The sequence below is a fragment of the Pseudomonas sp. B20 genome (genome assembly GCF_020515755.1).
Lineage (GTDB): Bacteria > Pseudomonadota > Gammaproteobacteria > Pseudomonadales > Pseudomonadaceae > Aquipseudomonas > Aquipseudomonas syringae.
Window position 1 is genome coordinate 216,194 of record NZ_JAHPJG010000003.1, and the last position, 23,713, is coordinate 239,906.

The 23,713-nt window shown below is 60.1% G+C and carries 23 protein-coding genes; 15 read left to right on the forward strand and 8 right to left on the reverse strand.

Annotated elements, in window-relative coordinates; genetic code table 11:
• Positions 1 to 46: 46 nt before the first annotated feature.
• The 3 genes from LIX91_RS04740 to LIX91_RS04750 form a co-directional block, all read right to left on the reverse strand.
• On the reverse strand, positions 47 to 436 hold the full coding sequence (locus tag LIX91_RS04740; RefSeq protein ID WP_003314129.1) for a type III secretion system chaperone: 390 nt from the start codon (positions 434 to 436) through the stop codon (positions 47 to 49).
• 109 nt (positions 437 to 545) lie between these two features.
• Positions 546 to 2,705: a restriction endonuclease gene (locus LIX91_RS04745; RefSeq protein WP_226488037.1), complete on the reverse strand. Its 2,160-nt coding sequence runs from the start codon at positions 2,703 to 2,705 to the stop codon at positions 546 to 548.
• Positions 2,702 to 3,196: a CesT family type III secretion system chaperone gene (locus LIX91_RS04750; protein ID WP_116817047.1), complete on the reverse strand. Its 495-nt coding sequence runs from the start codon at positions 3,194 to 3,196 to the stop codon at positions 2,702 to 2,704. The genes LIX91_RS04745 and LIX91_RS04750 overlap by 4 nt, the downstream gene beginning before the upstream one ends.
• 304 nt (positions 3,197 to 3,500) lie before the next feature.
• Between LIX91_RS04750 and LIX91_RS04755 the strand changes: the two genes are divergently transcribed.
• Positions 3,501 to 4,826, forward strand: coding sequence for a pectate lyase (locus LIX91_RS04755; RefSeq protein ID WP_226488038.1), 1,326 nt, complete (start codon positions 3,501 to 3,503; stop codon positions 4,824 to 4,826).
• A gap of 83 nt (positions 4,827 to 4,909) precedes the next feature.
• Here the strand turns inward: LIX91_RS04755 and LIX91_RS04760 are convergent, their stop codons facing one another.
• A complete protein-coding gene (locus LIX91_RS04760; RefSeq protein ID WP_226488039.1) occupies positions 4,910 to 6,361 on the reverse strand; it encodes a type III effector in 1,452 nt (483 codons plus the stop codon).
• Between the two features lie 332 nt (positions 6,362 to 6,693).
• Between LIX91_RS04760 and LIX91_RS04765 the strand changes: the two genes are divergently transcribed.
• On the forward strand, positions 6,694 to 7,638 hold the full coding sequence (locus LIX91_RS04765) for a bestrophin family protein (RefSeq protein WP_226488040.1): 945 nt from the start codon (positions 6,694 to 6,696) through the stop codon (positions 7,636 to 7,638).
• Between the two features lie 87 nt (positions 7,639 to 7,725).
• Here the strand turns inward: LIX91_RS04765 and LIX91_RS04770 are convergent, their stop codons facing one another.
• A complete protein-coding gene (locus LIX91_RS04770; RefSeq protein ID WP_003415358.1) occupies positions 7,726 to 8,643 on the reverse strand; it encodes a LysR substrate-binding domain-containing protein in 918 nt (305 codons plus the stop codon).
• A gap of 187 nt (positions 8,644 to 8,830) precedes the next feature.
• Here LIX91_RS04770 and LIX91_RS04775 point away from each other — a divergent pair, with 187 nt between their 5' ends.
• The 9 genes from LIX91_RS04775 to LIX91_RS04815 all read left to right on the forward strand — a co-directional run bounded on the left by LIX91_RS04775 (position 8,831) and on the right by LIX91_RS04815 (position 16,885).
• A complete protein-coding gene (locus tag LIX91_RS04775; protein WP_003415356.1) occupies positions 8,831 to 9,580 on the forward strand; it encodes an SDR family NAD(P)-dependent oxidoreductase in 750 nt (249 codons plus the stop codon).
• 100 nt (positions 9,581 to 9,680) lie between these two features.
• Positions 9,681 to 10,982, forward strand: a complete 1,302-nt coding sequence (locus LIX91_RS04780) for an MFS transporter (RefSeq protein ID WP_003409041.1) — start codon at positions 9,681 to 9,683, stop codon at positions 10,980 to 10,982.
• 18 nt (positions 10,983 to 11,000) lie between these two features.
• On the forward strand, positions 11,001 to 11,849 hold the full coding sequence (locus LIX91_RS04785) for a transketolase (RefSeq protein ID WP_103695976.1): 849 nt from the start codon (positions 11,001 to 11,003) through the stop codon (positions 11,847 to 11,849).
• Complete coding sequence (locus tag LIX91_RS04790; protein ID WP_003339860.1) at positions 11,846 to 12,865, forward strand: transketolase family protein; 1,020 nt, start codon at positions 11,846 to 11,848, stop codon at positions 12,863 to 12,865. Before LIX91_RS04785 ends, LIX91_RS04790 begins: the two co-directional genes overlap by 4 nt.
• A 48-nt stretch (positions 12,866 to 12,913) precedes the next feature.
• Positions 12,914 to 13,867 carry an alpha/beta hydrolase gene (locus tag LIX91_RS04795; RefSeq protein ID WP_103689225.1) on the forward strand — a complete coding sequence of 318 codons (954 nt, stop codon included), beginning with the start codon at positions 12,914 to 12,916 and terminating at the stop codon, positions 13,865 to 13,867.
• A gap of 41 nt (positions 13,868 to 13,908) precedes the next feature.
• Positions 13,909 to 14,196, forward strand: a complete 288-nt coding sequence (locus LIX91_RS04800) for a YceK/YidQ family lipoprotein (protein ID WP_003314115.1) — start codon at positions 13,909 to 13,911, stop codon at positions 14,194 to 14,196.
• Positions 14,197 to 14,224: 28 nt separating this feature from the next.
• On the forward strand, positions 14,225 to 14,710 hold the full coding sequence (locus LIX91_RS04805) for an AAA family ATPase (RefSeq protein WP_003415349.1): 486 nt from the start codon (positions 14,225 to 14,227) through the stop codon (positions 14,708 to 14,710).
• Positions 14,711 to 14,914: 204 nt separating this feature from the next.
• The gene (locus LIX91_RS04810) at positions 14,915 to 16,660 is read left to right on the forward strand and encodes an OPT family oligopeptide transporter (RefSeq protein ID WP_226488041.1); all 1,746 of its coding nucleotides are present in this window, start codon (positions 14,915 to 14,917) and stop codon (positions 16,658 to 16,660) included.
• 63 nt (positions 16,661 to 16,723) lie between these two features.
• Positions 16,724 to 16,885: a DUF2986 domain-containing protein gene (locus LIX91_RS04815; RefSeq protein WP_080052484.1), complete on the forward strand. Its 162-nt coding sequence runs from the start codon at positions 16,724 to 16,726 to the stop codon at positions 16,883 to 16,885.
• 96 nt (positions 16,886 to 16,981) lie between these two features.
• Here the strand turns inward: LIX91_RS04815 and LIX91_RS04820 are convergent, their stop codons facing one another.
• Entirely contained in the window at positions 16,982 to 17,608 is a 627-nt protein-coding gene (locus LIX91_RS04820) for a glutathione S-transferase family protein (RefSeq protein ID WP_003339874.1), read from the reverse strand.
• 96 nt (positions 17,609 to 17,704) lie between these two features.
• Positions 17,705 to 18,121: an ester cyclase gene (locus tag LIX91_RS04825; protein WP_103695973.1), complete on the reverse strand. Its 417-nt coding sequence runs from the start codon at positions 18,119 to 18,121 to the stop codon at positions 17,705 to 17,707.
• Between the two features lie 377 nt (positions 18,122 to 18,498).
• On the opposite strand from LIX91_RS04825, the gene LIX91_RS04830 reads away from it, so the two are divergent.
• Positions 18,499 to 19,920, forward strand: a complete 1,422-nt coding sequence (locus LIX91_RS04830; RefSeq protein ID WP_032702650.1) for a sugar porter family MFS transporter — start codon at positions 18,499 to 18,501, stop codon at positions 19,918 to 19,920.
• 48 nt (positions 19,921 to 19,968) lie between these two features.
• On the opposite strand, the gene LIX91_RS04835 is transcribed toward LIX91_RS04830, so the two are convergent.
• Positions 19,969 to 20,589, reverse strand: coding sequence for a LysE family translocator (locus tag LIX91_RS04835; protein WP_003409025.1), 621 nt, complete (start codon positions 20,587 to 20,589; stop codon positions 19,969 to 19,971).
• Positions 20,590 to 20,761: 172 nt separating this feature from the next.
• On the opposite strand from LIX91_RS04835, the gene LIX91_RS04840 reads away from it, so the two are divergent.
• From LIX91_RS04840 to atzF, 3 genes are all read left to right on the forward strand, one after another.
• Positions 20,762 to 21,241, forward strand: a complete 480-nt coding sequence (locus tag LIX91_RS04840) for an Lrp/AsnC family transcriptional regulator (RefSeq protein WP_003339885.1) — start codon at positions 20,762 to 20,764, stop codon at positions 21,239 to 21,241.
• 61 nt (positions 21,242 to 21,302) lie between these two features.
• The gene (locus LIX91_RS04845; RefSeq protein WP_226488042.1) at positions 21,303 to 21,683 is read left to right on the forward strand and encodes a glyoxalase superfamily protein; all 381 of its coding nucleotides are present in this window, start codon (positions 21,303 to 21,305) and stop codon (positions 21,681 to 21,683) included.
• Between the two features lie 221 nt (positions 21,684 to 21,904).
• Positions 21,905 to 23,710: an allophanate hydrolase gene (gene atzF / locus LIX91_RS04850; RefSeq protein WP_226488043.1), complete on the forward strand. Its 1,806-nt coding sequence runs from the start codon at positions 21,905 to 21,907 to the stop codon at positions 23,708 to 23,710.
• The last annotated feature ends 3 nt before the right edge of the window (positions 23,711 to 23,713 follow it).

The window sequence follows — 23,713 nt, forward strand, 5'->3', positions numbered from 1 at the left end:
AAAAGCGCCGCATGGAAGCGGCGCTTTTGCGTGCAACCCCGCCTGTTCAGGCGTGCAGAAATGCGCGGGCTTCGCGTGCCTGAGCAATAAAGCCACGCGTTACGTCGCAAAAGGCTGGCTCATCGAGCGACACCAGCTCACGTTGCGCACACAAGCGTACATCGCCCTGATCGACGGCAAACCAGCAACCGTGCAAGCGGGCGACGTCGAAGTTCAGGCTCAACAAGTGCTGCAAATCGGCAGAGCGTTCAGGGCAGCGCCCGACACGGCAATGAAAGATGACCATCTCACTGTGCTCGGGCAACTCGATGACGGCGGCTTCGTTGTCCTGGCCGTCATACAGCGCGCATACCCCGTTCTGCCAGGTAAGCGAAGTGCCAAGCTGGGCACCCAGCGCAGTGATGAAACGGGAAAACTCATGTTGCGAGGTATTCATCGTCATAGTCCTTTAAGAAAAGCCTGAGCTGACCAGGCAGTGAGTGGCTGCCTGGCGCTGTCGGTTCCACAAAAAGGGGCCGCCCGGGACACAGCCCCCCGTGTGTTTATCAGCCTCGACGGCCCTCCTCCATCGAACTCAGTTCGACATCGACGGGGTCAGCGTTGTCCGCAGGCAAAGGTGTCTCTGGCGCGTTGCGTGAATTGCGCAAGGCCGAAACACTTTTCGATACGCCGTCCTCCACCCCGCGGAATGTATCCACCACCAGTTGGGTCGGTAATTGCAACGCCCCTCTGCCCATGTGATAAGCGCTTTCCACGGCTCTGGGGACGCCACCCAGGGTATCCGGCTGGAACGTATGCGGCAGTGAAGCTCTGTCCGGATGGCGAATAGTGTTCCAGGCGCTTTCAGTACGCGGCAGCATCGGCATTGCGCCGCCCATGCCCGCCTCTTTCAAGGCCTTGGCCTCGGCCGTGACCGACTGGTTGGCATACAGGGTCGACAGGTAAGACACCGAACCGGTTGCCGCCAGCGCCATGTTGCGCAGGATATTCCTCGCGCTGAGCGTGCCGGATGCGCCTTGGGGCTGGACGGCAACCGCTGGCAGCGCGCCGTTCAGCGCTGCGCTCTGCACACCTGAAACAGCCTTGCTGTAGAACGCGGTGCGTACCGCCGGTTCGCGAAGGTCCAGGCCTTTGGCCAGGTCCTTGCCCAAATCGGCATTGGCGCGTTCCGGGGTGAAGACCGGGATCTTGCGCCCGCGCGGATCGACATAGGTCGAGTTCAGTTGTGCAATGGTCTGGGTGGTGGCTGATATGGCCCCGGCGATCCCGGAAGTCACCGCTCTGGCCGACAGGGTCTGGCCATTGAGCAGATTGAAATCATTCAGCATCTGGCGTACCGCCTGCCCGCCACCAAAGGCGCCGTAGGGGATCATCTCACCCAGTGGATGGGTAGACGAAACCTGAACCTTTTTCTGATTCAAAACCGCTCGCTCGCTTTCGACGAAGGCTTTGTCCTCAGCGGCTTCCTCAGGCGTTTTTCTGACCAGTGCGCCGTTGTTGTTCTTCAACTCGAAAGGGTCGGGAATCACCGAGTCGGTATCAATCCCCTTGAGCGGTACCATATTCAGCCGCTCGTTGAGGCCGGCTTTCTGAAACCCGGCCTGAACCATCGGCTTCAACAGGTTGGTAACGCCCTCGTGAGCCACCCCGGCAGTCAGCCCTACGGCCAGGGCCCTCTTCATGCTGGCGTCGGCGCTTTTTTCGGGAACGGCATCTTTCATCGCGTCACCGGTGGCCGTGCGGATATACCCCAAGTGGAGCATGGACACCATAAACTGCGGCACCGCTGCCGCAACGATCGGACCGAACCCCTTCCAGCCGCCGACCGAGTTGCGATCAACGTTCAGCTTGTCGATCAGAGCATCCATTTGCGTGTGAGCGGCAACGGCATTCAACCGCTTGGCTTCAGGCGACTTGCAGAAGTCGGCGTGCAGGTCGCTCAGCATCGCCCTGGCCGTCTCCAGCGCCTGCCGGTCCATCAGCAGACCCGGTCTGCTGTCCTCAGTGGCGCCCTCCAACTGGCTGTCCAGCGCGGCGATGCGTTCGTCCAGCACCGCAAGACTGTGGTTCAGCCCCGCTTCGATGGACTTACTGGCCCGACCGGCGTATTCGCCAAGCGCCGCCTGACTGACCGCCAGCGTGTTGCGGTCGCGCAGCCCTCCTGGGCCGAATGCATCAGCCGTCGCGTCATGCATGAGCTGGAAGTGTTCCAGCTGGTCTGCGAGCGACCGGGCAAAGCCCTTGATCAGTTGTTCGGTCTCGGCCTTGCCTGGCTCATGCCCTGGCTCAGCGAATCGTCCGAGCGCTTGCTGCAGGTCGGAGCCGTGAAACTGTTGCAACGCATAACGCTCAGGCGACAAACGGGCGGCCATGACCTCGAAGGGCAGTTTTTCAGACTGCAACAAACTGCCGATCAGCAGGGCCGCGTTAGCGCTGATGGTCGGCGTGGAGGTGCCCTTTACGGTAGGCTGTTCGGCACGAAACTTCTCCAATGTCGGCAGATGTCGCGGCGCGACTGGCAGGCGAGCGGCACCGGCCGCCGAGCTTTCCGGCGCTTGCGCGGCCGACTGGCTGGCGGTCAGCGGCGGGTTGCTGCCCGGGCTTACCGCGTATGGATGAGCCTGGGCGACAGCGGCAGACGGCTGCGGCTGGTTCGCCTGAACGATTTCGGTACTGCCTGATCCGCCGACTCGTATGCCAGTCATTGGAACCTCCCGGAACCCGTAGGCGTATCACGCATGGTTGCCTTGGAGGCAGGCGTATTGACCGGGGCGCTCGCAGTACCCACCGGTCCCATGAAACCGTGCTCGCGCCACTCTCTGGCCAGGTCGGCAAAGGACTTCATCAGCAGCAGCACGCCCTCGGCTGTCGCTCGTTCAAGGCCTATCGAGCCCATCAGCAGCACTCGGCCGGTCTGGGCATTCCAGGAGAAAGCCGGGCTGTGGGCACCCGCAAACATATGAAAGTTGATGTCCATCAACGCCAGCAAGGCGCTGTCACGATTGCGCGCGGGCAGCGCGCCCATATCCCCGTAGATCAGAATCGCACGCCCCTCGTCGCGGTCCTGATAGTGAAGGGTGAAGTCGACGTCGCTGATTTTGAAATTGGCTGACTCGTAAAAACGTTCGGGTTCGGAGATCAGACTGAGCGTGCAAATCTCATTGATAAGCGTCTGATATTCATCATTTTTGTTCATTTAACAGCCTCTCGGTGCGCTGTGGGTCCACACCATTTTTTTGCTGGCGTGTGCGCACTGAGTCGGAGGGCAAGGCGTTTTGGTTCCTTGGCGCGAGCCGGCCTCTCCAGCCCGGTACATCGGAGTCAGCGCCAGTCAACGCACACAAACGGGAACCCATCCCCCCGTGCTGCCACTCACTTCGGGCAACGCCAAGGCAGAGTCCTCATCGACCTATAGAACCCGACAAGGACGCGGCGATCAACGCCGGTAACTCCGGAAGACGACGCTGGTTCATATGTCCATCCCATCGAGGTAAAGCACCATGAGCATCGGTATCAACTCCTCCACCTCCTACCAACCCGCTTCAACCCAGCTGGACTTCTCGGCGCTGAGCGGCAAAAGCCCGCAGACCAATACGTTCAGCGAGGAGAGCACTGCACAGGCCGTCGACCCGAGTGCCCTGCTGTTCGACACTGCCAGCCAGAAAGACGTCAGTTTCGGAAAACCCGACAATACGGTTCAAAGCCCCACCGACAGCAGTGCTGCAACTGACCCTCAATCCAATGTCGTCAAGCTGCTCAGCGCGCTCGTCACATCGCTGCTGCAAATGCTCATGAACCTCAATAAAAAACAGGACACGGGTCAGGACGCCAACGAGTGGCAAGACCCGTTTCAAAACAATGGCGGACTCGGTACGCCATCGACCGAAGGCGGTGGCGGTGGTACTGAGGCGGCTTCAGGCGGGGACGACGGCGGAGGCGGTACTGAGGCGACTTCAGGCGGTGACGACGGCGGCGGCGGTACAACCGCAGCGTCGGGTGGTGGCGATGATGGCGGTACATCCCCAACCACTGAAGGTGACGGCGGCGGCAGCTATGCGTCCACCGGCACAGAGGGCAGCGGCACGCCTTCGACCGACAACGGAAGCGACAGCGGTGATGGCGTAACGCCTCAAGTCACCCCACAACTGGCCAACCCTGGCCGCAACTCGGGCAACAGCACGGTTTCGGATACAACGGGCTCTCTTGAGCAATCCGGCGAAGTCAATGTCGTGAAAGACACCATCAAAGTCGGTCCTGGCCAGGTGTATGACGGCCACGGTGCAACCTTTACCGCCGACAAGTCGATGGGCACCGGCGACCAGGACGAACATCAGAAGCCCCTGTTCGAACTGGCCGAAGGCGCGGTGCTGAAAAACGTGAACCTGGGTGAGAACGAAGCCGACGGCATCCACGTGAATGCCAGAAATTCGGAGCAAGTCACCATTGATAACGTGCACGCCCAGAACGTCGGTGAGGACATGATCACCGTCAAGGGTGAAGGAGGCGCAAAGGTCACCAATCTGAACATCACTAACAGCAGCGCCAACGGTGCCGATGACAAGGTCATTCAGCTCAATGCCGATACCCACCTGAAAGTCGACGGTTTCAAGGCCACCGATTTCGGCACGCTGGTCCGTACCAATGGTGGCAAGCAGTTTGATGACATGAGTGTCGAGCTCAATGGCGTGGACGCGACCCATGGCAAGTTCGCACTCGTCAAAAGCGACAGTGACGATCTGAAACTGGCCACTGGCGACATCGCCATGACCGACGTCAAGCACGCCTATGACAAGACCAAGGCGTCTACCCAGCACACCGAGCTCTGATACGACGCATACATGAGGAACAAGCAAAGGGGCGCATTCCGTAGAGGGCGCCCCTTTCCTTTACCGGCTATGGTTGGAGACGCTTATGAGCGCCCTGGCTGGAACGGCACCGCGCTCGGTGAACCCGCGGCAATGCCACCCTCTTCGATGTCCGGCTCACGAGCATTGCGACGACGCAATGTGTCACGCAAGGATGCCCCCGTCGCAGCAATCGCCTCACCACTCGCGTCAATGCCCGCCCTGGCCAGCTTGACAGTCTGGTCGGCTACGTAGCTGGTCGAACTCGACGCCGCCGATTTGACCGTATCCTGCAAGAACGACTCGGCTTTTTTTACTGCGGGATCGGTTGCGACCGCTGCGGTGGTCCAGGCCGCAAAAACGCCTGCCGAGCCGGCCATATTGGTCAGTTGGCTGACCGCCGCCTTGGTGGCCGGGTCAGTGATATTTTTGGTCGCCATCTCCTGCAATTTGCCCACGCCGGCAAAGCCGCCTGCCAGGGCCAGCCCGTTTTGCGCAAGACCGGTGGCCGACACCAGGCTTCTCACTGCTTTCAGGCCGTCGGTGGCGACGTCCAGCGGCAGACCCGCCACCCGCTTGCCGGCGTTCAGCGCCGCGCCGGCGTAGCTGGCTGACTTGATCGCATTGTAGGCATCGAGCCAGTCGGTCTCCTCACTCAAGTCTGCCTTGGGTTGCTTGTCCTTGATGCCCAGCACGAATGCACCGCCGCGCAAGTGATCACGCGCCTGCACACTGAGCATTCGATTGCCGAACCCCGCGTTGGCCACCAGGCCGCCTGCCGCCGACACGCTGATGTCGACCGCACCCTGCACGGCGGGTCTGGATGCCAGTGCTGGCGCCAGTACGGTACGCACCGCATTACGCGCGCTGTAAGTCTGAACGGCAATGCCCAGATCGACCGCCTGACGCATGACACCCGGCGAATGACGCTTCACGGAAGCCGCCATCGCATCATGCAGTTTCTCAGGCGGGGTACTCAGGTAGTGCAGGTTGCCCGTGGCGCGATTCATGACCGTGGTGCCGACCTGATCCATGATCCCGGACAACGCTCCGGACACAAATGGCGTCAGGGGTTTGAGCGGCGTCGGCAGCCAGTCGCCCTTGTTGATGGCAGGCTGCATGTATTGCAGCACCGACGCAGCGGCAAACGGCGTGGCGCGCAGCGCGGTCGAAGCGGTGGTTGCCATCCTGTCGAACTTCTCCGCCTTGGCGAAGGTGTCGGCAATAGTGGCAGGCGTTTCGCCCTCGTCCAGCAAACGTCTGGCGCGAGTATCGATGATGTTGTCGATCTGCTCGTTGTGCGCATGAACGGCGTCCTGGTCAACGGCCAACTCACTCAACGGCAGTTTGTGCGCAGCGAACACATGATCTTTCAGGTAATCGGTAATGGAATCCAACATGGTCTGCTCGGCAGGGCTGAGCTCGCGCACGGAACTGGAGGCCAATGATTGCGATGCGGAATAAAAGCGCTCCAGCTCGATGCTGGGCTGCGGGCTGCCGGTTCGATTGATGTGCATTGAAACTCCCTCTCTATTGCGTAAGTTGCGTAGCAACGCGACGAGACGGGTCTGGCCGGACGACTGGCCTGCGAACAGGCAAGGCAATGGGGCGTCGGTCCGAGAGTGGTAACAATTGCAAACGTCCGGGAGCCCGTCAGCGAAGAGGACCGACAAGGCTGTGTGGTCGCAAGGGTGCCGGGGGTTCCAGCTGTTGAAATGGTCAAGACAGGCGTAACTGTTTCGCCACCATGGAGAATTAAGCGAGCTTTAAGCCTCGGTCAGTAAGTTTGCAGCGTGGCGTGTTGATTGACCGCGCCAAACCTCTTCCAACCCAGCAAAGGAGTGCCGCAATGCCTGGTCCTTTTGAAAAAAAATGGCTGTGCATCAGCAGAACGGTCACCTACGTTGGCTGGTCACTGTTCTGGCTTCTGCTCTGGGACGTGGCCGTGACCATGGACTTCATGTTGGTCCAGGGTGCGGGGATAGATCTCCCCCTGATGCCGCTTACGTTGTTGTGCTCGGCGCTTATCGTGCTGATCAGCTTCCGCAATTCCAGCGCCTACAACCGCTGGTGGGAAGCACGCACGTTATGGGGCGCGATGGTCAACAGCTCGCGCAGCTATGGCCGCCAGGTGCTGACCTTGATTGAAGGCAATGCCAACGAGCGTGGCAACCCGGTGAAAGAAGTATTGTTCAATCGTCACGTGGCTTACCTGCGGGCACTGCGCGCTCATTTGAAAGGCGATGTCAGCACAGCAAAACTCGAAGGGCTGTTACCGGTTTCCGAGATTCAGCGCGCAAAGGAGAGCAACAACTTTCCCAATGACATCCTCAATGGTTCGGCGGCCATGATCTCCGAAGAGTTTGCCGGAGGGCGAATCGACAGTATCCGTCTGGCGCGACTGGAGTCGACCATGGTCGAACTGTCCAACTGCCAGGGCGGCATGGAGCGTATCGCCAATACGCCGCTGCCTTACCCGTATGTCTATTTCCCCAGACTGTTCAGCACGCTGTTCTGCATCATCATGCCGCTGAGCATGGTGACCACTCTGGGCTGGTTCACCCCGACGATATCCACGGTGGTCGGCTGCATGCTGCTGGCAATGGACCGCATCGGCACTGACCTGCAAGCTCCGTTCGGCGCCAGCCAGCACCGGATCCGCATGGAAGACCTGTGCAACACCATCGAAAAGAACCTGCGCTCGATGTTTGACGCACCGGCAAGGCAAAGTCTGGTGATTGACGCGCAAGACCAGCAGGGCAGCGCCTGGCAACCGCATCGGCTGGTGGTTTAGAAGCGCTTGGCTGGCGTGCCGATATTCAACGTTGGCACGCCATCCGGGACATTGAGCATCCCATTGCCAGACCGCAGGCAGCACGGTTCAAAACACAAATCCCTGCCCCAGTTCGTTTTCCATCCATTCAAGAAATCGCCTGACTCTGGGGAAGCTGGAGTGCGCCTTGGGGAATACCAGATGGTGCGCGGCGACCGGTGCGGTCAGGGCTTGAGGGGCAACTTCGATCAGTTCGCCCGTGGCCAGGTATTTTTGCGCCAGCAACGTACTTTCCAGCGCAAACCCCAGCCCGTGGCTGGCCGCTTCGAGTGTCATGTATGAGCGGTCGAAACTCAGCGCGTAGGGCTTTTCCGGACGAGCCAGACCATGCCGGGCAAACCATTCAGGCCATTTCAGCAGTGTGGCCTCGGAGAGAATCAGTTCGCGGTCGAGCAAGCCTGCGGCGCTCTCCACCGGACGGCGCGCCAATAATTGCGGAGACGCCAGCACAGCGAACTTCTCGTCACGCAAGGTGCGCACTTCATAACTCGGCCAGTTCGGCCTGCCATGGCGGATATCCACGTCGATCTTGTCCCTGCTGAAATGCAGCGACTCGTAAGAACACGACAGGTTGATCTGAATGTCCGGGTGGCTTACCCGAAAGGCTTCCAGCCTCGGCATCAGCCACAGCAGCCCGAAACTGGGCGCAGAATGCAGACGCAGACAATCGAGGCTGACATCGCTGGCAGCACGCTCGGTGGCGACGACGAGGCTGTGCAGCACTCCAGAGACATCTTTCAGATACTGCTCACCCACCGGCGTAAGGGTCACACCACGGGCGGCCCGAACGAACAGCTGGCGACCAATCAAGGCCTCCAGACGAGCCAGTTGGTGGCTGACTGCCGACGGCGTCAGGTCCAGCACTTCGGCGGCTCTGGCCAGATTGCCAAAACGCGCCGTCTGCTCGAAGGCCTGAAGCGCTTTCAGCGGTGGCAGGCTCAGAGGTGCCTCGTCATCAGGCCGCATGGATGCTCCGCTGTGTCCGATTATTTGAATTTCGTTCATTCAACCACTCACCTGCCGAATTGACGAGAGGTGAATTTTTTTCAGCATCCAGTGATTCTTGCGGCATTGCTCAGGGCCGGCACCGGGAACACTCTGAAGTCATCGATCACCCGAATCGAACCCATAACAATAATCAGAGGTAACCCTCATGCTTCTTCAAGGCAAAATTGCAGTGATCACCGGTGCGGCATCGGCGCGCGGTATCGGTCGCGCAACCGCGATCACCTTCGCCAACCATGGCGCACGTGTGGTGATCATCGATCTCGACGAGTCCGCAGCACGCGATGCCGCCGCCGCACTGGGCGAAGGTCATCTGGGCCTGGCAGCCAACGTCGCCGACGAACACCAGGTTCACGAGGCCGTCAGCAAAATCATCGCGCACTACGGTCGCATTGACATTCTGGTGAATAATGCCGGTATCACACAGCCCATCAAGACCCTGGACATCCGCCCTTCTGATTACGACAAGGTACTCGACGTCAGCCTGCGCGGCACCTTGCTCATGTCGCAAGCGGTGATCCCGACCATGCGTGCCCAGTCCTCGGGCAGTATCGTGTGTATGTCTTCGGTTTCCGCCCAGCGCGGCGGCGGCATTTTCGGCGGACCTCATTACAGCGCAGCGAAAGCCGGCGTGCTGGGACTTGGCAAGGCAATGGCGCGGGAATTCGGACCCGATCAGGTACGTGTCAACTCCATCGCCCCCGGCCTGATCCATACCGATATCACCGGCGGCCTGATGCAGGACGAGCGACGTCACGCGATCATCGATGGCATCCCGCTGGGTCGTCTGGGCGCGGCGCAGGACGTGGCCAATGCTGCACTGTTTCTGGCCAGCGACCTGTCGTCCTACCTCACCGGTATCACGCTGGATGTGAACGGCGGCATGCTGATTCACTGACCGCGAGTGGACGGGCTGGCAAACAGCCTGTGTTTGTTCTGGATCGACGATACGCCAGGCGGTTGCCTGGCGGTCTATAAAAACAAGAGATCAGACCATCATGATAACCACCATGACCCTCGACGCGGTGTCGACCACGCGCGCCAATGCCTACCGCAAGACCGCCTGGCGACTGATGCCGTTCCTGATGCTGTGCTACCTGTGCGCGTACCTGGATCGGGTCAATGTCGGCTTCGCCAAGCTGCAGATGATGAACGACCTGGCCTTCAGCGAAACCGTCTACGGGCTGGGTGCAGGCATGTTTTTCATCGGCTATTTCCTCTGTGAGGTGCCCAGCAACCTGATCCTTCACCGGGTCGGTGCCAGACGCTGGATCGCCCGCATCATGATCTCCTGGGGGATCATTTCCGCGCTCTTTGCCTTTGTCGAAACTGCCTGGCAGTTCTACGCCCTGCGCTTTCTGCTCGGGGTGGCGGAAGCCGGTCTGGCACCCGGCCTGCTGCTGTACCTGACGTACTGGTTCCCCTCTTATCGCCGCGCGCGCATGACCGTGCTGTGGTTTATCGCCATCCCGCTGTCCGGGATGATCGGCGGCCCGCTGTCGGGCTACATCATGACCCGCTTCGCAGGCGTTCATGGCTGGGCCGGCTGGCAATGGATGTTCGTCCTCGAAGCGATCCCGACGGTGATCGTCGGCTTGCTGGTACTCAGCTATCTGAAGGATGGCGTGCATCAGGCGACATGGTTGTCCGCTGAAGAAAAGGAACTGGTCAACAAAGAGCTGCAAGAGGACAACAGCCAGAAAGTGGTACACGCGTCGGTAGGCGCCTTCATTCGCGACAAGCGTCTATGGCTGCTGGCGTGCATCTACTTCTGCGTGGTGATGGGCCAGTACGCGATCACCTTCTGGCTGCCGACGCTGATTCGCAATGCAGGCGTTTCCGACCCGCTGCATATCGGTCTGATGACCAGCCTTCCCTACCTGTGCGCAATCGTCGTGATGCTGTTGATGGGGCGCAGCGGCGACAAGCATCGAGAACGCCGCTGGCACCTGGTCGGCCCGATGATCGCAGGCGCGCTCGGGCTGAGTCTGGCGGCGCTGTTCGGCGGCAATCTGCTGCTGTCGGTGCTCAGCCTGTGCCTCGCCGCAGCGGGCATTCTCTCGGCATCATCAATGTTCTGGATGCTGCCCACCACACTGCTGGGCGGGGTATCGGCGGCCGCCGGGATCGCCGGAATCAACAGCTTCGCCAATCTCGCGGGCTTCTGTTCGCCCTATCTGATCGGCTGGATCACCACCACGACCGGCTCAAGCGCCATCGGTATGTACCTGATTACCGGCGTGCTGTTCATCGGCGCGTATCTGGTGCTGCGCATCCCTGCCGCCTCGGTCAATCGTTGAGTCAACGGAGTAATCACCATGACAGCCACTACTTTATCTGCGCCTTCCACCTCGCTGGCGCAGCGCGCTCATAACATTCGCCGGCACGCATTACGCATGGGCCAGGTTCAGGGCCAGGGTTATGTCGGACAGGCGCTGGGCGCTGCGGACCTGCTCGCCGTGTCCTATTTTCACGCGCTGAACTATCGCCCTGAAGACCCTGAATGGGAACAGCGCGACCGCTTTTATCTGTCGATCGGCCACTACGCCATTGCGCTGTACGCGGCGTTGATCGAGGCGGAAATCATTCCGTTCGATGAGCTGGAAACCTACGGCTCGGACGACAGCCGATTGCCCATGTCCGGCATGGCCACCTACACCCCCGGCATGGAAATCACCGGTGGCTCACTGGGTCATGGGCTGGGCATTGCGGTGGGGGCCTGCCTGGGCTTGAAGCGCAAGAACTCCAGTGCCTTCGTCTACAACCTGCTGTCGGACGGCGAACTGAACGAAGGCTCCACCTGGGAAGCGGCGATGTCCGCCGCGCACTGGAAGCTGGACAACCTGATCGCGATCATCGATGTGAACAACCAGCAGGCCGATGGCCACTCCAGTGAAGTACTGGCGTTTGAACCCGTTGTCGATCGCTGGCAGGCGTTTGGCTGGTTTACCCAACGGGTCGACGGCAACGATCTGGACGCGCTCGTCGCCGCCTTCGACAACGCGCGCCAGCACGACGGCGCGCAGCCCAGGGTCATCATCTGCGACACCAAAATGGGCAAGGGCGTAGCGTTTCTGGAAACCCGCGAAAAGACCCACTTCATCCGCGTGGATGAGCACGAATGGGACATCGCACTGAATAACCTCGACGAGGGGAAAACTGTATGAGCTCTGCCAATCACACACCGGCTCCGTCCGGCGCCACGAAGAAAAAACTGACCACCTCGGCGATGATCGCGTCTATCGCGTCCGAGGGTCAGGCCACTCGACCGGCTCCGTTCGGCCATGCATTGGCGGCGCTCGCTGAGCAACGTCAGGACATCGTCGGACTGTCGGCTGACCTGTCGAAATACACAGACCTGCACATCTTCGCCAAGGCGCATCCCGAACGTTTCTATCAAATGGGCATGGCCGAACAGTTGCTGATGAGCGCAGCAGCCGGCATGGCCAGGGAGGGTTTTGTACCGTTCGCGACCACTTATGCGGTATTCGCCTCCCGACGCGCGTATGACTTCATTTGTATGGCGATTGCCGAAGACAACCTCAATGTCAAAATCGTCTGCGGCCTGCCGGGCCTGACCACCGGTTACGGGCCCAGCCATCAGGCCACCGACGACCTGGCGATTTTTCGCGCCATGCCCAATCTGATGATCGTCGACCCCTGTGATGCACTGGAAATCGAACAGGCCGTACCGGCGATCGCAGCGCATCAAGGCCCGGTTTACATGCGCCTGCTGCGCGGTAACGTGCCCTTGGTGCTGGACGAGTACGGCTACACGTTCGAGATCGGCAAAGCCAAGACACTGCGCACTGGCAACGACGTGCTGATCATTGCAACCGGCCTGATGACCATGCGTGCACTGGAAGCTGCCAAGCAGCTGCAGGCTGACGGTATCGACGTGGCAGTGCTGCACGTCCCCACCATCAAACCGCTGGACGAGCAGACCATACTCGCTGAAGCCAGAAAACCGGGCCGGCTGGTGGTGACGGCCGAAAACCATTCGGTCATTGGCGGGCTGGGCGAGGCAGTGGCGACGGTGCTGCTGCGCAATGGCGTGACGCCCACGTTCAGGCAGATCGCCCTGCCGGACGCTTTTCTCGACGCTGGCGCGCTGCCTACACTGCATGACCGTTATGGCATTTCCACGCCCGCCGTCTGTACGCAAATCAAGGCGTGGCTTTAAGCACTGGCCGGCGCAGGGGCTGATCTCCCTGCGCCTCGGGAGCACGTATTGAACGCCAATGAATTACTGGACCCGGCCTATCGTTGGTTCATGGACGAGCCGTCGAGCAACTGGACGCTGCACACCCTTGCCGACATCAGGGCTCGCGTCAGCGCCACCTGGGCCACCGCCGCCACAGCGCGCGGCGAGCAACACTGGACCTCCTCCGATTCGGACAATGGCATCAGGCTATGTCTTTATCGCCCGGACCTTTTACACCCTCACACCGACCTCCCGGTCATTTTGTATATCCATGGCGGCGGCTTTGTACTGGGCAGCCCGGAGATGGCCGATGATGACCTGGCCAAGCTGGCCGTCGAGCTCCAGGCAATCGTCATTGCCGTCGATTACCGGCTTGCCCCCGAGCATCCGTTCCCGATCCCGCTGGAGGACTGTTACGCAGCGCTGGAATGGATATTCTGCAACGGAGCGGCGCAGGGCATGAACACCAGCAATCTGGTGATCATGGGCCACAGCGCCGGCGGCGGGCTTGCTGCCGCGCTCGCCCTGCTGGCCAGAGACAGAGGTCTGCGGACCATCGCTGGCCTGGTGCTGATCTACCCGATGCTGGATCACCGCACAGGCACACCCGACGCTCCGCCAGCCAACCCGACTACCGGCACTTTCAGCTGGTCGCGTCAGGCCAATCATTTTTGCTGGGAATGCCTGCGCGGCGCCTACGCAGTGGACGATGATCGCAAGGCCCTGTTCTCCCCTGCACTGGCCACCGACCTGAGCGATCTACCGCCCACTTTCATCTGCGTCGGCGCACTCGATCTGTTTCTGGAAGAGGACCTGTCATTCGGGCTGGCCCTGTCGCGCTCGGGGGTGCCTGTGGAATTGCATGTCTACCCAGGCGTGCCGCATATGTTCGATCAGTTGCCAGGCGAGCAGACCGCGCAGGCTGCGCAAGATATTGCCCGCGCCATGCGCAGGATGATCGCCGCAGGGTTATGCGACTAGAATGACGCACATGTTGCATCAATCCGGAAACAAGGGAATGTATGTTCAAGCAATGCCTGTTACTCGCTACGGCCATCTCACTGAGCGGCTGCTGGAGCCTGATGTATCACCTCGATGGTGAGCGCTGCGTCTATCCCGGCACACGGCACGGCTGGGCATGGGGTACTAAAGATGTGACATCGACCTGGCCATGGCTGATAGACGTGCCGTTCTCTCTGGCGCTGGATACGCTGTTTTTGCCCTACGACCTCACCGCTTTCCTGCCGGAAAACCTTGGCGGTGATGATCGCGAGTGCCATTTCAATGATGGGCTGAATGTGCTTGGTTGACAGGCACCCATAGAGTAAGGACACGTTGATGCTCGCCACCAGACTTCACCTCCTGTGCGGCAAGATCGCATCCGGTAAATCGACACTGGCAAAATCAATCGCGACCGAACATTCAGCGATCCTGCTGAGTGAAGATCAATGGCTCTCTCGGCTCTACCCTGACGAGATCACATCAGTGGCGGACTACGTGCGCCTGGCCCATCGGATCCGCGACATCATCGGCCCTCTGGTCATCGACATGCTGAATTCGGGCATGTGCGTGGTTCTGGATTTCCCTGCCAATACGCTCGCCGACCGCCAGTGGCTTCGCAGCCTGGCTGAAGACGCGCAGGTTAAGCATCGACTGCACTATCTCGATGTGGAAGATGATATTTGCCTTGCCAGACTGCATGCCCGCAACGAAAGAGCCGAGCATGACTTTGCGGCCACAGATGCGGAGTTCAGGCTCATCACCCGCTACTTCCAGACTCCCCACACTGATGAGGGGCTGGATATTCTTGTTCACCGCCTGTGATTCATCAGAGGGCGCGTGACGACGTCCTTTCAACAGCCTGATTTCTGATGTTCCTGCAACAGGCACCCTGCGTAACCGGTCGGCGAAAACCGGAGCAAACGGATGCCTTAACGCCACTACACAACGATGCCTGCCATATGAACCTTCGGCCGATATGGCGCTCACTTTATAGGTTGCCTTGTCTCATTGCCGAAAGGAATTCGCATGCTTTCGACCTCACCATCGCCCCCTCTTGCCAGCCCTGTCGAGCGTGAGCTCAGTCTACGCGCGGTGATTACCGGGGTTGTGCTCGGTATCCTGTTGACGCCTTCCAATGTGTACGCCGGGTTGAAGATCGGCTGGTCGTTCAACATGTCGATCATTGCGCTATTGATCGGTTATGCGATCTGGCAAGGGCTTTCGAAGCGTTCCTCAGGGCAGCTGCCGTGGACGCTGCATGAGAGCAACATCAATCAGACGGTCGCCTCGGCCGCTGCGTCGATCATTTCCGGCGGGCTGGTCGCGCCGATTCCGGCTTATACCTTGCTGACGGGCCAGCAACTGGATGCCATCCCGATGATCGCGTGGGTCTTTTCGGTGAGCTTTCTGGGGATCTGGATCGCCTGGTATTTGCGGCCGTCGCTGCTCAATGACGCATCGCTGAAGTTTCCCGAAGGCATGGCCACTCTGGAAACCCTCCTGCACATCTACAATCATGGCCGTGAAGCCGCGACGCGTCTCAAGGTGCTGCTCAGTACCGCGTTGCTGTCGGCACTGGCCAAGTGGGTCGACACGTTCGTATGGGCGTTCCCGCGCTGGTCGCCAAGCGCTCAGTTGGAGCGCCTGACCTTTACCGCGGACCCTTCGCTGCTGCTGGTGGGGTTCGGGGCGATTATCGGTATTCGCGTCGGCTTGACCCTGCTGATCGGTGCCTTGCTGGCCTGGGGTGGCCTGGCGCCGTGGCTGCTGGAACAGGGGCTGGTGACGCTACCGGCCGACAGCAGCGGCCCGCAGTTCGCCGCGTTGGTGGAATGGTTGCTATGGCCGGGCGTGAGCCTGATGGTCTGTTCGACGCTGGCCTCACTGGCCATCCGCCTGTGGACACTGCACGCGTCTACCAAAGCCAGCGGCGCAACCCCCTGGTCAATGCCCAAGCCCGGGCCGGCTGCCGGTTTTGCGCTGGCGATCCTGCTGGTCGTCAGCCTGCAGGCGATGTTATTCGGTATCAACCTGTGGATGGCCTTGCTGACCATTCCTCTGGCGATCTGCCTGGCGGCCGTCGCGGCGCGCGTGGTCGGTGCCACGGGTATTCCGCCCATCGGCGCAATCGGGCAGTTATCGCAACTGAGCTTCGGCATCGTCGCGCCCGGTCAGGTGCCGATCAACCTGATGAGCGCCAACACGGCCGGCGGTTCAGCCGGGCAATGCACCGATTTGATGAACGACTTCAAGGTAGGCCGGGCGATTGGCGCCACGCCGCGCAAACAATTGATTGCCCAGACCCTGGGCATTTTCGTCGGCAGTATCGTCGGGGTCCTGGCCTATATGGCGCTGATCCCGGACCCGCAATCGATGCTGCTCACCGAAGAGTGGCCAGCCCCGGCAGTGGCGACCTGGAAGGCTGTGGCGCAGACGCTGACGCACGGTCTGGACTCGCTGTCGGCGAGCATCCGCTGGGCGATTTTCATCGGCGGGCTGGCTGGCTTGCTGCTGGGCATCCTCGACAGCACACTGCCCGCGCACCGCGCCCGGTACCTGCCCAGCGCCGCAGCACTGGGCCTGGCCTTCGTGCTGCCCGCCTCGGTGTCGTTGATGATGGCGCTCGGTGCAGTGCTCACCTGGCTGGTGAACTGTCGCTGGCCGTCACTTACCGAACGCTTCGCCATCACCGCAGCGGCTGGCCTGATTGCCGGCGAGAGCATTACCGGCGTCGGTGCGTCGTTGTGGCAGATGGTTCAGAACGGTGGGTAGCCGCATGCATGGCGGGACAGGCAAACTGCTATGATTCGCACCTGTGCAAGCGAGTTAAAGAACATGAATCGTCGCAAGAAAATCCAGCAGTTGCTGAAAGCCCATGCCAAAAAGGCCAGCGCCAAACTGGCCCCGCAGAGCAAGGAAAAATACATCAGCAAGGCCGACCGCGTGAAGCTGGCGGCCGAAGCAGACCAGGACTCGACCAGCCCGTCCGAAGGCTGAACCGCCACGTAAGCGCCATCGTGCGACGCAGAGCGTCGGGAACTGCATTCCCACAGGAGCGTGCGGAACGATCAGCCCGAATATCAGGCACGGCGGTTACTTGGCGAAAGAATATTCCCCGCCCTGCTCCAAAGCCTTGCGGTACGCAGGCCTGCCCTGCAGTCTTTCAACCCACGCGGTCACGTTCGGGTACGGCTGCAGCATTCCCTGAGCCTTGGCAAACTCGCCGATAAAGCTCATCTGGATGTCCGCCCCACTCAGTTCGTCGCCAAGCAGATACGGCGTCAGCCCCAGGGCTTCGTTCAGATAGCCCAGGTAGTTGGCCAGTTCCGACTGGATACGCGGATGCAGCGGCGCACCCGCGTCACCCAGGCGTCCGACGTACAGGTTGAGCATCAGCGGCAGAATCGCCGAGCCTTCAGCGAAGTGCAGCCATTGCACGTATTCGTCGTAGGTAGCGCTGGCAGGGTCCGGCTGCAGACGACCGTCGCCATGGCGGCGAATCAGGTAGTCGACAATGGCACCGGACTCGATGACCACATGCGGGCCATCTTCGATGACAGGTGATTTGCCCAGCGGATGCACCGCCTTGAGCTCGGGTGGCGCAAGGTTGGTTTTCGGGTCGCGCTGATAACGTTTGATTTCGTAGGGCAGGTCGAGCTCTTCGAGCAGCCACAGAATACGCTGCGAACGTGAGTTGTTCAGGTGATGGACAGTGATCATGTCGGGCTCCGCCGGGTGAGAGTGTCTAAAAAAGACTGCACTACCTCCCCGGAGTGCCGTGAAATGATTTTACTTCGATGAACGTACTGGAATCGTTCAGGTAGCTCTGTCACTCGAAACGCTCGCCACTTCGCCACGAAGCTCGCGTTCCACTGCCGCTTTATCGATGACCGACCAGACGCCGATGATCTTGCCGTCGCCAAAGGTGTAGAACACGTTTTCGCTGAAGGCAATGCGCTTGCCAAGCGCCTCCAGCCCGAGAAAACGGCCTTGCGGAGAGCAGTTGAAGAGCAGACGGGCGGCAACCTGTGGTGCTTCGACCACCAGCAGGTCGATATTGAAAAGCAGGTCGGGGATGATCCTCACGTCGTTTTCCAGCATCGCCCGGTAACCGGCCAGACTGATCCGCTCGCCGTTGTAGCGCACGCCGTCGTCGACGAAATCGCCCAGGTCCTGCCAGCGACGGTCGTTGAGGCAGGCGATGTAGGCACGGTACTGATCGGCCAGGTTCATATGGCGCCCTCCTTTTCAAACGATACAGACGCAGCCTCGTTGAAAGGCTGCACACAATTGCGGCTTTACTGTAGCGCTTATGAGTGGCGCAGAGAGTGAGTAATGACAGCGACGTATGTGCCAGATAAAAACTGCTTTTAAATCAATGAAAAGCATCTTTTACCAGTCAAAAAACTGAATTTCATTGGCAGCAAAAGGGGAAAACAGGGGCGTTATGACAAGCAGAAGTTAATCGTTTCAGCAGTCTCACGCTCAAGGCTTTCGCCAGGAAAACAATCCTGAGCGGGTTTGTAGGGAACTAGCACGGCCGACACCGCCCTAAGCGTGACATCCATGTACTGGCGCAACGCTGGTTTCAAGCCAAGGACTTCAGATTCATGTCTTCAAGTAGCACCTCAGCAGCGGCGGGTCAGCAAGGCCGGCAACGCGCTGCATCGAATCGACTCATCTTTATCTCCGTGCTTGTGGCGACCATGGGCGCGCTGGCGTTCGGGTATGACACTGGCATCATCGCCGGCGCCCTGCCGTTCATGACCCTGCCCGCCGATCAGGGCGGCCTGGGTCTGGATGCGTACAGCGAAGGCATGGTCACCGCGTCACTGATTGTCGGCGCCGCGTTCGGCTCGCTTGCCAGCGGCTATATCTCCGACCGTTACGGACGCCGCCTCACCTTACGCCTGCTGTCAGTGCTGTTTATCGCCGGCGCACTGGGCACCGCCATTGCGCCGTCGATTCCGTTCATGATCGCAGCACGCTTCGTGCTGGGTATCGCGGTGGGCGGCGGCTCTGCCACAGTGCCGGTGTTCATCGCCGAGATCGCAGGCCCGTCGCGACGTGCGCGGCTGGTCAGCCGTAACGAATTGATGATCGTCAGCGGCCAGTTGCTCGCCTATGTGCTGAGCGCGGTCATGGCGGCCTTGCTGCATACACCGGGGATCTGGCGTTACATGCTGGCCGTCGCCATGGTGCCAGGCGTGTTGCTGCTGGTCGGTACGTTCTTCGTACCTGCGTCGCCGCGCTGGCTGGCCTCCAAAGGCCGTTTCGACGAAGCGCAGGATGTGCTGGAGCAACTGCGCCCCAGCACACAGGACGCGCAGCGTGAAATCGACGAGATGAAAGCGCAGGACGAAGAAGCTCGCCATCGTCCCAAAGCAAGAGAATTGCTGCGTCAGCGCTGGGTCATCAAGTTGCTGCTGATCGGCGTAGGTCTGGGCTTTACCGCGCAGTTCACCGGGGTGAACGCGTTCATGTACTACACGCCGATCATTCTCAAGAACACCGGGATGGGCACCAACGCTGCGCTGACCGCGACGATCGGCAACGGCGTGGTGTCAGTCATCGCAACCTTGCTGGGCATCTGGGCCATAGGCCGCTACGGGCGTCGGCATTTGCTGATGACCGGTCTGGTCATCGTCATTCTGATGCAGGCAGCGCTTGGTTGCGTGTTGCAGTTCATGCCGCAGAACATGACCCAGAGCTACACCGCCCTCGCCTGCATTCTGGTGTTTCTGCTGTTCATGCAGATGTGCATCTCGCCGGTCTACTGGCTGCTGATGTCAGAACTGTTCCCCATGCAGGTGCGCGGCTTGCTGACCGGCACAGCGGTATCGATGCAGTGGTTGTTCAACGCATCGGTAGCGTTCACATTCCCGATTGCAGTCGATACCATCGGCAACCCGACGTTCTTCATCTTCGCCGCCATCAACATTGGCTCGTTGATTTTCGTGTTCCTGTGCCTGCCGGAAACCAAGGGCAAGTCGCTGGAGCAGATCGAAAAGCATTTGAAGAAGGAGCTGTAACGACGACCGGATGAGGTCGTCAACGGCCTCATCCACCCTCCAGGCAGATCAGCGCACCAACATCGAAGCTGCCGCCGCGACCATGATTGCCGCCGCACCGCGAAACAGTTTCCTTTGCGCACTCTCACTCGACAACAAATGTCGAATGCGCAAGGCGGCAAATATGAACACTGCCCCTACCCCCAGCAGCACCAGTACCGTCAGCGGCACCAGCACCAGCCCCCACGTCTGCAAAGAGACCGTTTCAAGATTGATGACCAACGGCAAAAGCGCCAGATAAAAGGCAATGGTCTTGGGGTTGCCCAAGGTGATGGTCAGTCCGGACGCGGCCGCGGACAGCAACTCTTTTTTCTTCGCTGATTTTCCGATTTCTATGGCTTGATGATCTGCGAACCAGAACTGCCAGGCCAGATAGCACAGATAAATCGCCGCCCCCCATCGCACTACCTGAAACAACGCATTGAAGTGTTCGGCAATCATGGCAAGGCCAAATACTGCAAATGAAAGATAGGTCAGGTCACCGAGGATCAGCCCGGACAGCAGGCAGAAGCCTGACACCGCCCCGCCGCTGACACTCCGTGCGACCAGCGCTGCCATACCGGGGCCGGGGATGGCGGCGGCGATGCCCAGCGCTGCCGAATAGGTAAGAACCTGAGTCAGATCAAGCATGTTGCACTCCTTGAGACTTGACGCTGATTGAAGAGCTTGCCTGAGATCCAGCAGGCAAACCCCTGTGTCGAAAAATATTACGTGTTTCAACGCGGAAAGAATTATCTGTTCTTACTGGCTGGACGGCTAAAACCGGTATAAATTTCCTACAACATGAGGAGTAACGGTATTTATGACCCATCCGACATTAAGCCCGATAGATGTAAGGATCCTCACGGCTCTGCAGCAGGACGGCCGTATCACCAATCAGACCTTGGCCGACCAGATCGGCATGTCTGCCTCGCCCTGCTGGCGACGGGTCAGGCAGCTTGAAGAACATCGCTATATCCAGGGTTACAGAGCCGTTCTGGACCGCCGCAAGATCGGGCTGGGCGTCATGGTGTTCATTCGTATCAGCATCGACAGTCATAGTGAGGCCGAGGCCAGAAAATTCGAGAAGGAAGTCATGCAGCTGGAAGATGTCGTTGCGTGCTACAGCATCGGCGGCGATGCGGACTTTCTGCTTCAGGTCGTAGCGCCCGATCTGGATTCCTTTGCTGACTTCGCCATGACCGTGGTCAGACGATTACCCGGCATCAAGGAAATGCAGAGCATGTTCGTGCTCAAGGAAATAAAACCGTTCGTCTCGTTCCCGGTAAAGCAGCCCGCATAGCGTAAATGCGTGCATCGGTATCAATGACTGCACGCCCATCATCTCAAATAAAGGAATAGCAATGTCTGCACAGGAGCCAGCCACCGTGACCTTCACCAGCGCCATCCCGATCCTGCGGATGTTCGATGAACGCAAAGCGCGTGAGTTTTACATCGACTTTCTCGGTTTCAGCATCGAGTTCGAGCACCGCTTCGAAGCGGATCTGCCGTTGTATCTGGGCCTCAGCCTTAACGGGTTGAACCTGCACCTCTCCGAGCATCACGGTGACGCCTGTCCAGGTGCGGCGGTGTTCATCCCGACGCAGAACATCGAGCAATTGCGCGATGAGCTGATCGGCAAGCAGTACGGCTATGCCCGCCCGGACATCGTTCAGCAAGGCTGGGGAAAGACACTGGAAGTGTGCGACCCGTTCGGTAACCGGCTGAGGTTCTGCGAGAGTTGAGAAACCCGCATTAATGTCAGCCGCAGGGCGATACATTTGCCCTCGGCTGGCACGACCCATCTTTGTGCACACAGACACGTTCAAGCGCAAACATGACGCATGACTGCTGAATAACACCCTGCCAATTGCCGGTAACCTCCCTGTAAATCGCCCTCTGACCAAGCTTGGCCCGTAACGTGCAAACCCGTCAGTTCATCTTGTATACATGAATGAACACCACCATGACTGCACTCGATATCCCTGAACTTCAGTCGGCGCTCCGCTCGGGCGACATCACCCTGACGAAACTGGTGCACACCCTGACCGCATACATTGATGCGGATGACCGGGCAGAGGTCTGGATTCATCGCGTCCCGCTGGTACAGCTTGTCGAGCGGGCACAGGCGCTGGAGAGTCTCGCCGAGCAACTGGGCGATGCGCTGTATGACCGATTGCCGCTGTTCGGCGTGCCCTTTGCGGTCAAGGACAATTTCGACGTGGCGCACATGCCGACCACGGCTGCTTGCCCGGCGTTCGCCTACGTGCCCGAGGACAATGCTCATGTTGTGCAGCTGCTGCTCGACAGCGGCGCAATCCTGATGGGCAAGACCAATCTCGATCAATTCGCTACTGGCCTGGTGGGCGTCCGTTCGCCCTACGGCGCGGTGCGCAATGCGCATGATCCGGCCTACGTCAGCGGCGGCTCGAGTTCCGGCTCGGCAGTGGCGGTAGCGCGTGGCTACGTCAGTTTTGCACTGGGCACGGACACCGCAGGTTCAGGCCGCGTGCCGGCCGGCTTCAACGGCATCGTCGGGCTCAAGCCCAGCCTTGGCCTGTTCAGCAGCCGCGGGGTCGTGCCAGCCTGCCGCACGCTGGACTGCCCATCCATCTTTGCCAAGGATGTCATGCAAGCCTGGCAAGTGGCGCAGGTCATTGCAGCTTACGACCCGCTGGATGCGTCCAGTGTGGCCGTGCAGGCATTGCCGGTGCAGCGCAGGGTTCGGCGTGTCGCCGTGGCGCGGCACTGCGAGTTCTTCGGCGATGAGCAGGCCAAGGCGGCTTACCTCAAAGCCCTTGAAGCCCTGCAGAACGACCCGTTGGTGACGGTCAGCACCATCGAGTTCGACGTGTTCGCCGAGGCGGCTGCCCTGCTGTATCAAGGCCCGTGGGTGGCAGAACGCCGCGCTGCGATCGGCGAATTCTTCGCCAGCAACGCGGCCGATATTCATCCTGTGGTACGCGGCATTGTGCAGAGCGCGGATTCATTCGACGCCGTGGACACCTTCAACGCGCGCTATCGCCTGGCAGAGCTGACCCGCGCTGCGCAGCAGTTGCTGACCGACATCGATGTGCTGGTGGTGCCGACCGCGCCGTGCATGCCGACCATCGAAGCGGTGCTCGGCAACCCGGTCGCGCTCAACTCACAGCTCGGCTATTACACCAACTTCGTCAACCTGATGAACATGTGCGCCATCGCCATCCCGACAGATCGTCGCGCGGACGGATTGCCTGCGGGCATCACGCTGATTGGCCCGGCCGGTGCCGATCAGCGCCTGGCAGAGATCGCCGCAGCCTGGCAGCCGCTGTTCGGCCAGGCTGACCAGCGTGACGCCGTGGCGATGGCCCCCCTGCCCTATAACAGCCCGACCGTGCAGGTTGCGGTGGTCGGTGCCCACCTCGTTGGTCAGCCACTCAACTGGCAATTGCTCGAAGGCGGCGCGCGTCTGCTGCGCAGCACAACCACCAGCGCGGATTACCGCCTGTATGCGCTGGCAGAAACGACGCCGCCGAAGCCGGGACTGGTGCGCGTCGCTGAACAGGGCGCGAGCATCGAGATAGAAGTCTGGGAAATGCCGCTGAGCCAGTTCGGCGCTTTCGTCGCGGCCATTCCAGCGCCACTGGGCATCGGCTCGCTGCAATTGGCCGACGGCCAGTGGGTCAAGGGTTTCATCTGTGAACCTGGCGGCCTTGAAGGCGCGCTGGACATCACTGACTACAAAGGCTGGCGCGCCTACCGCGCCGCGCACACATCTTCCATCGCTCAATGACCC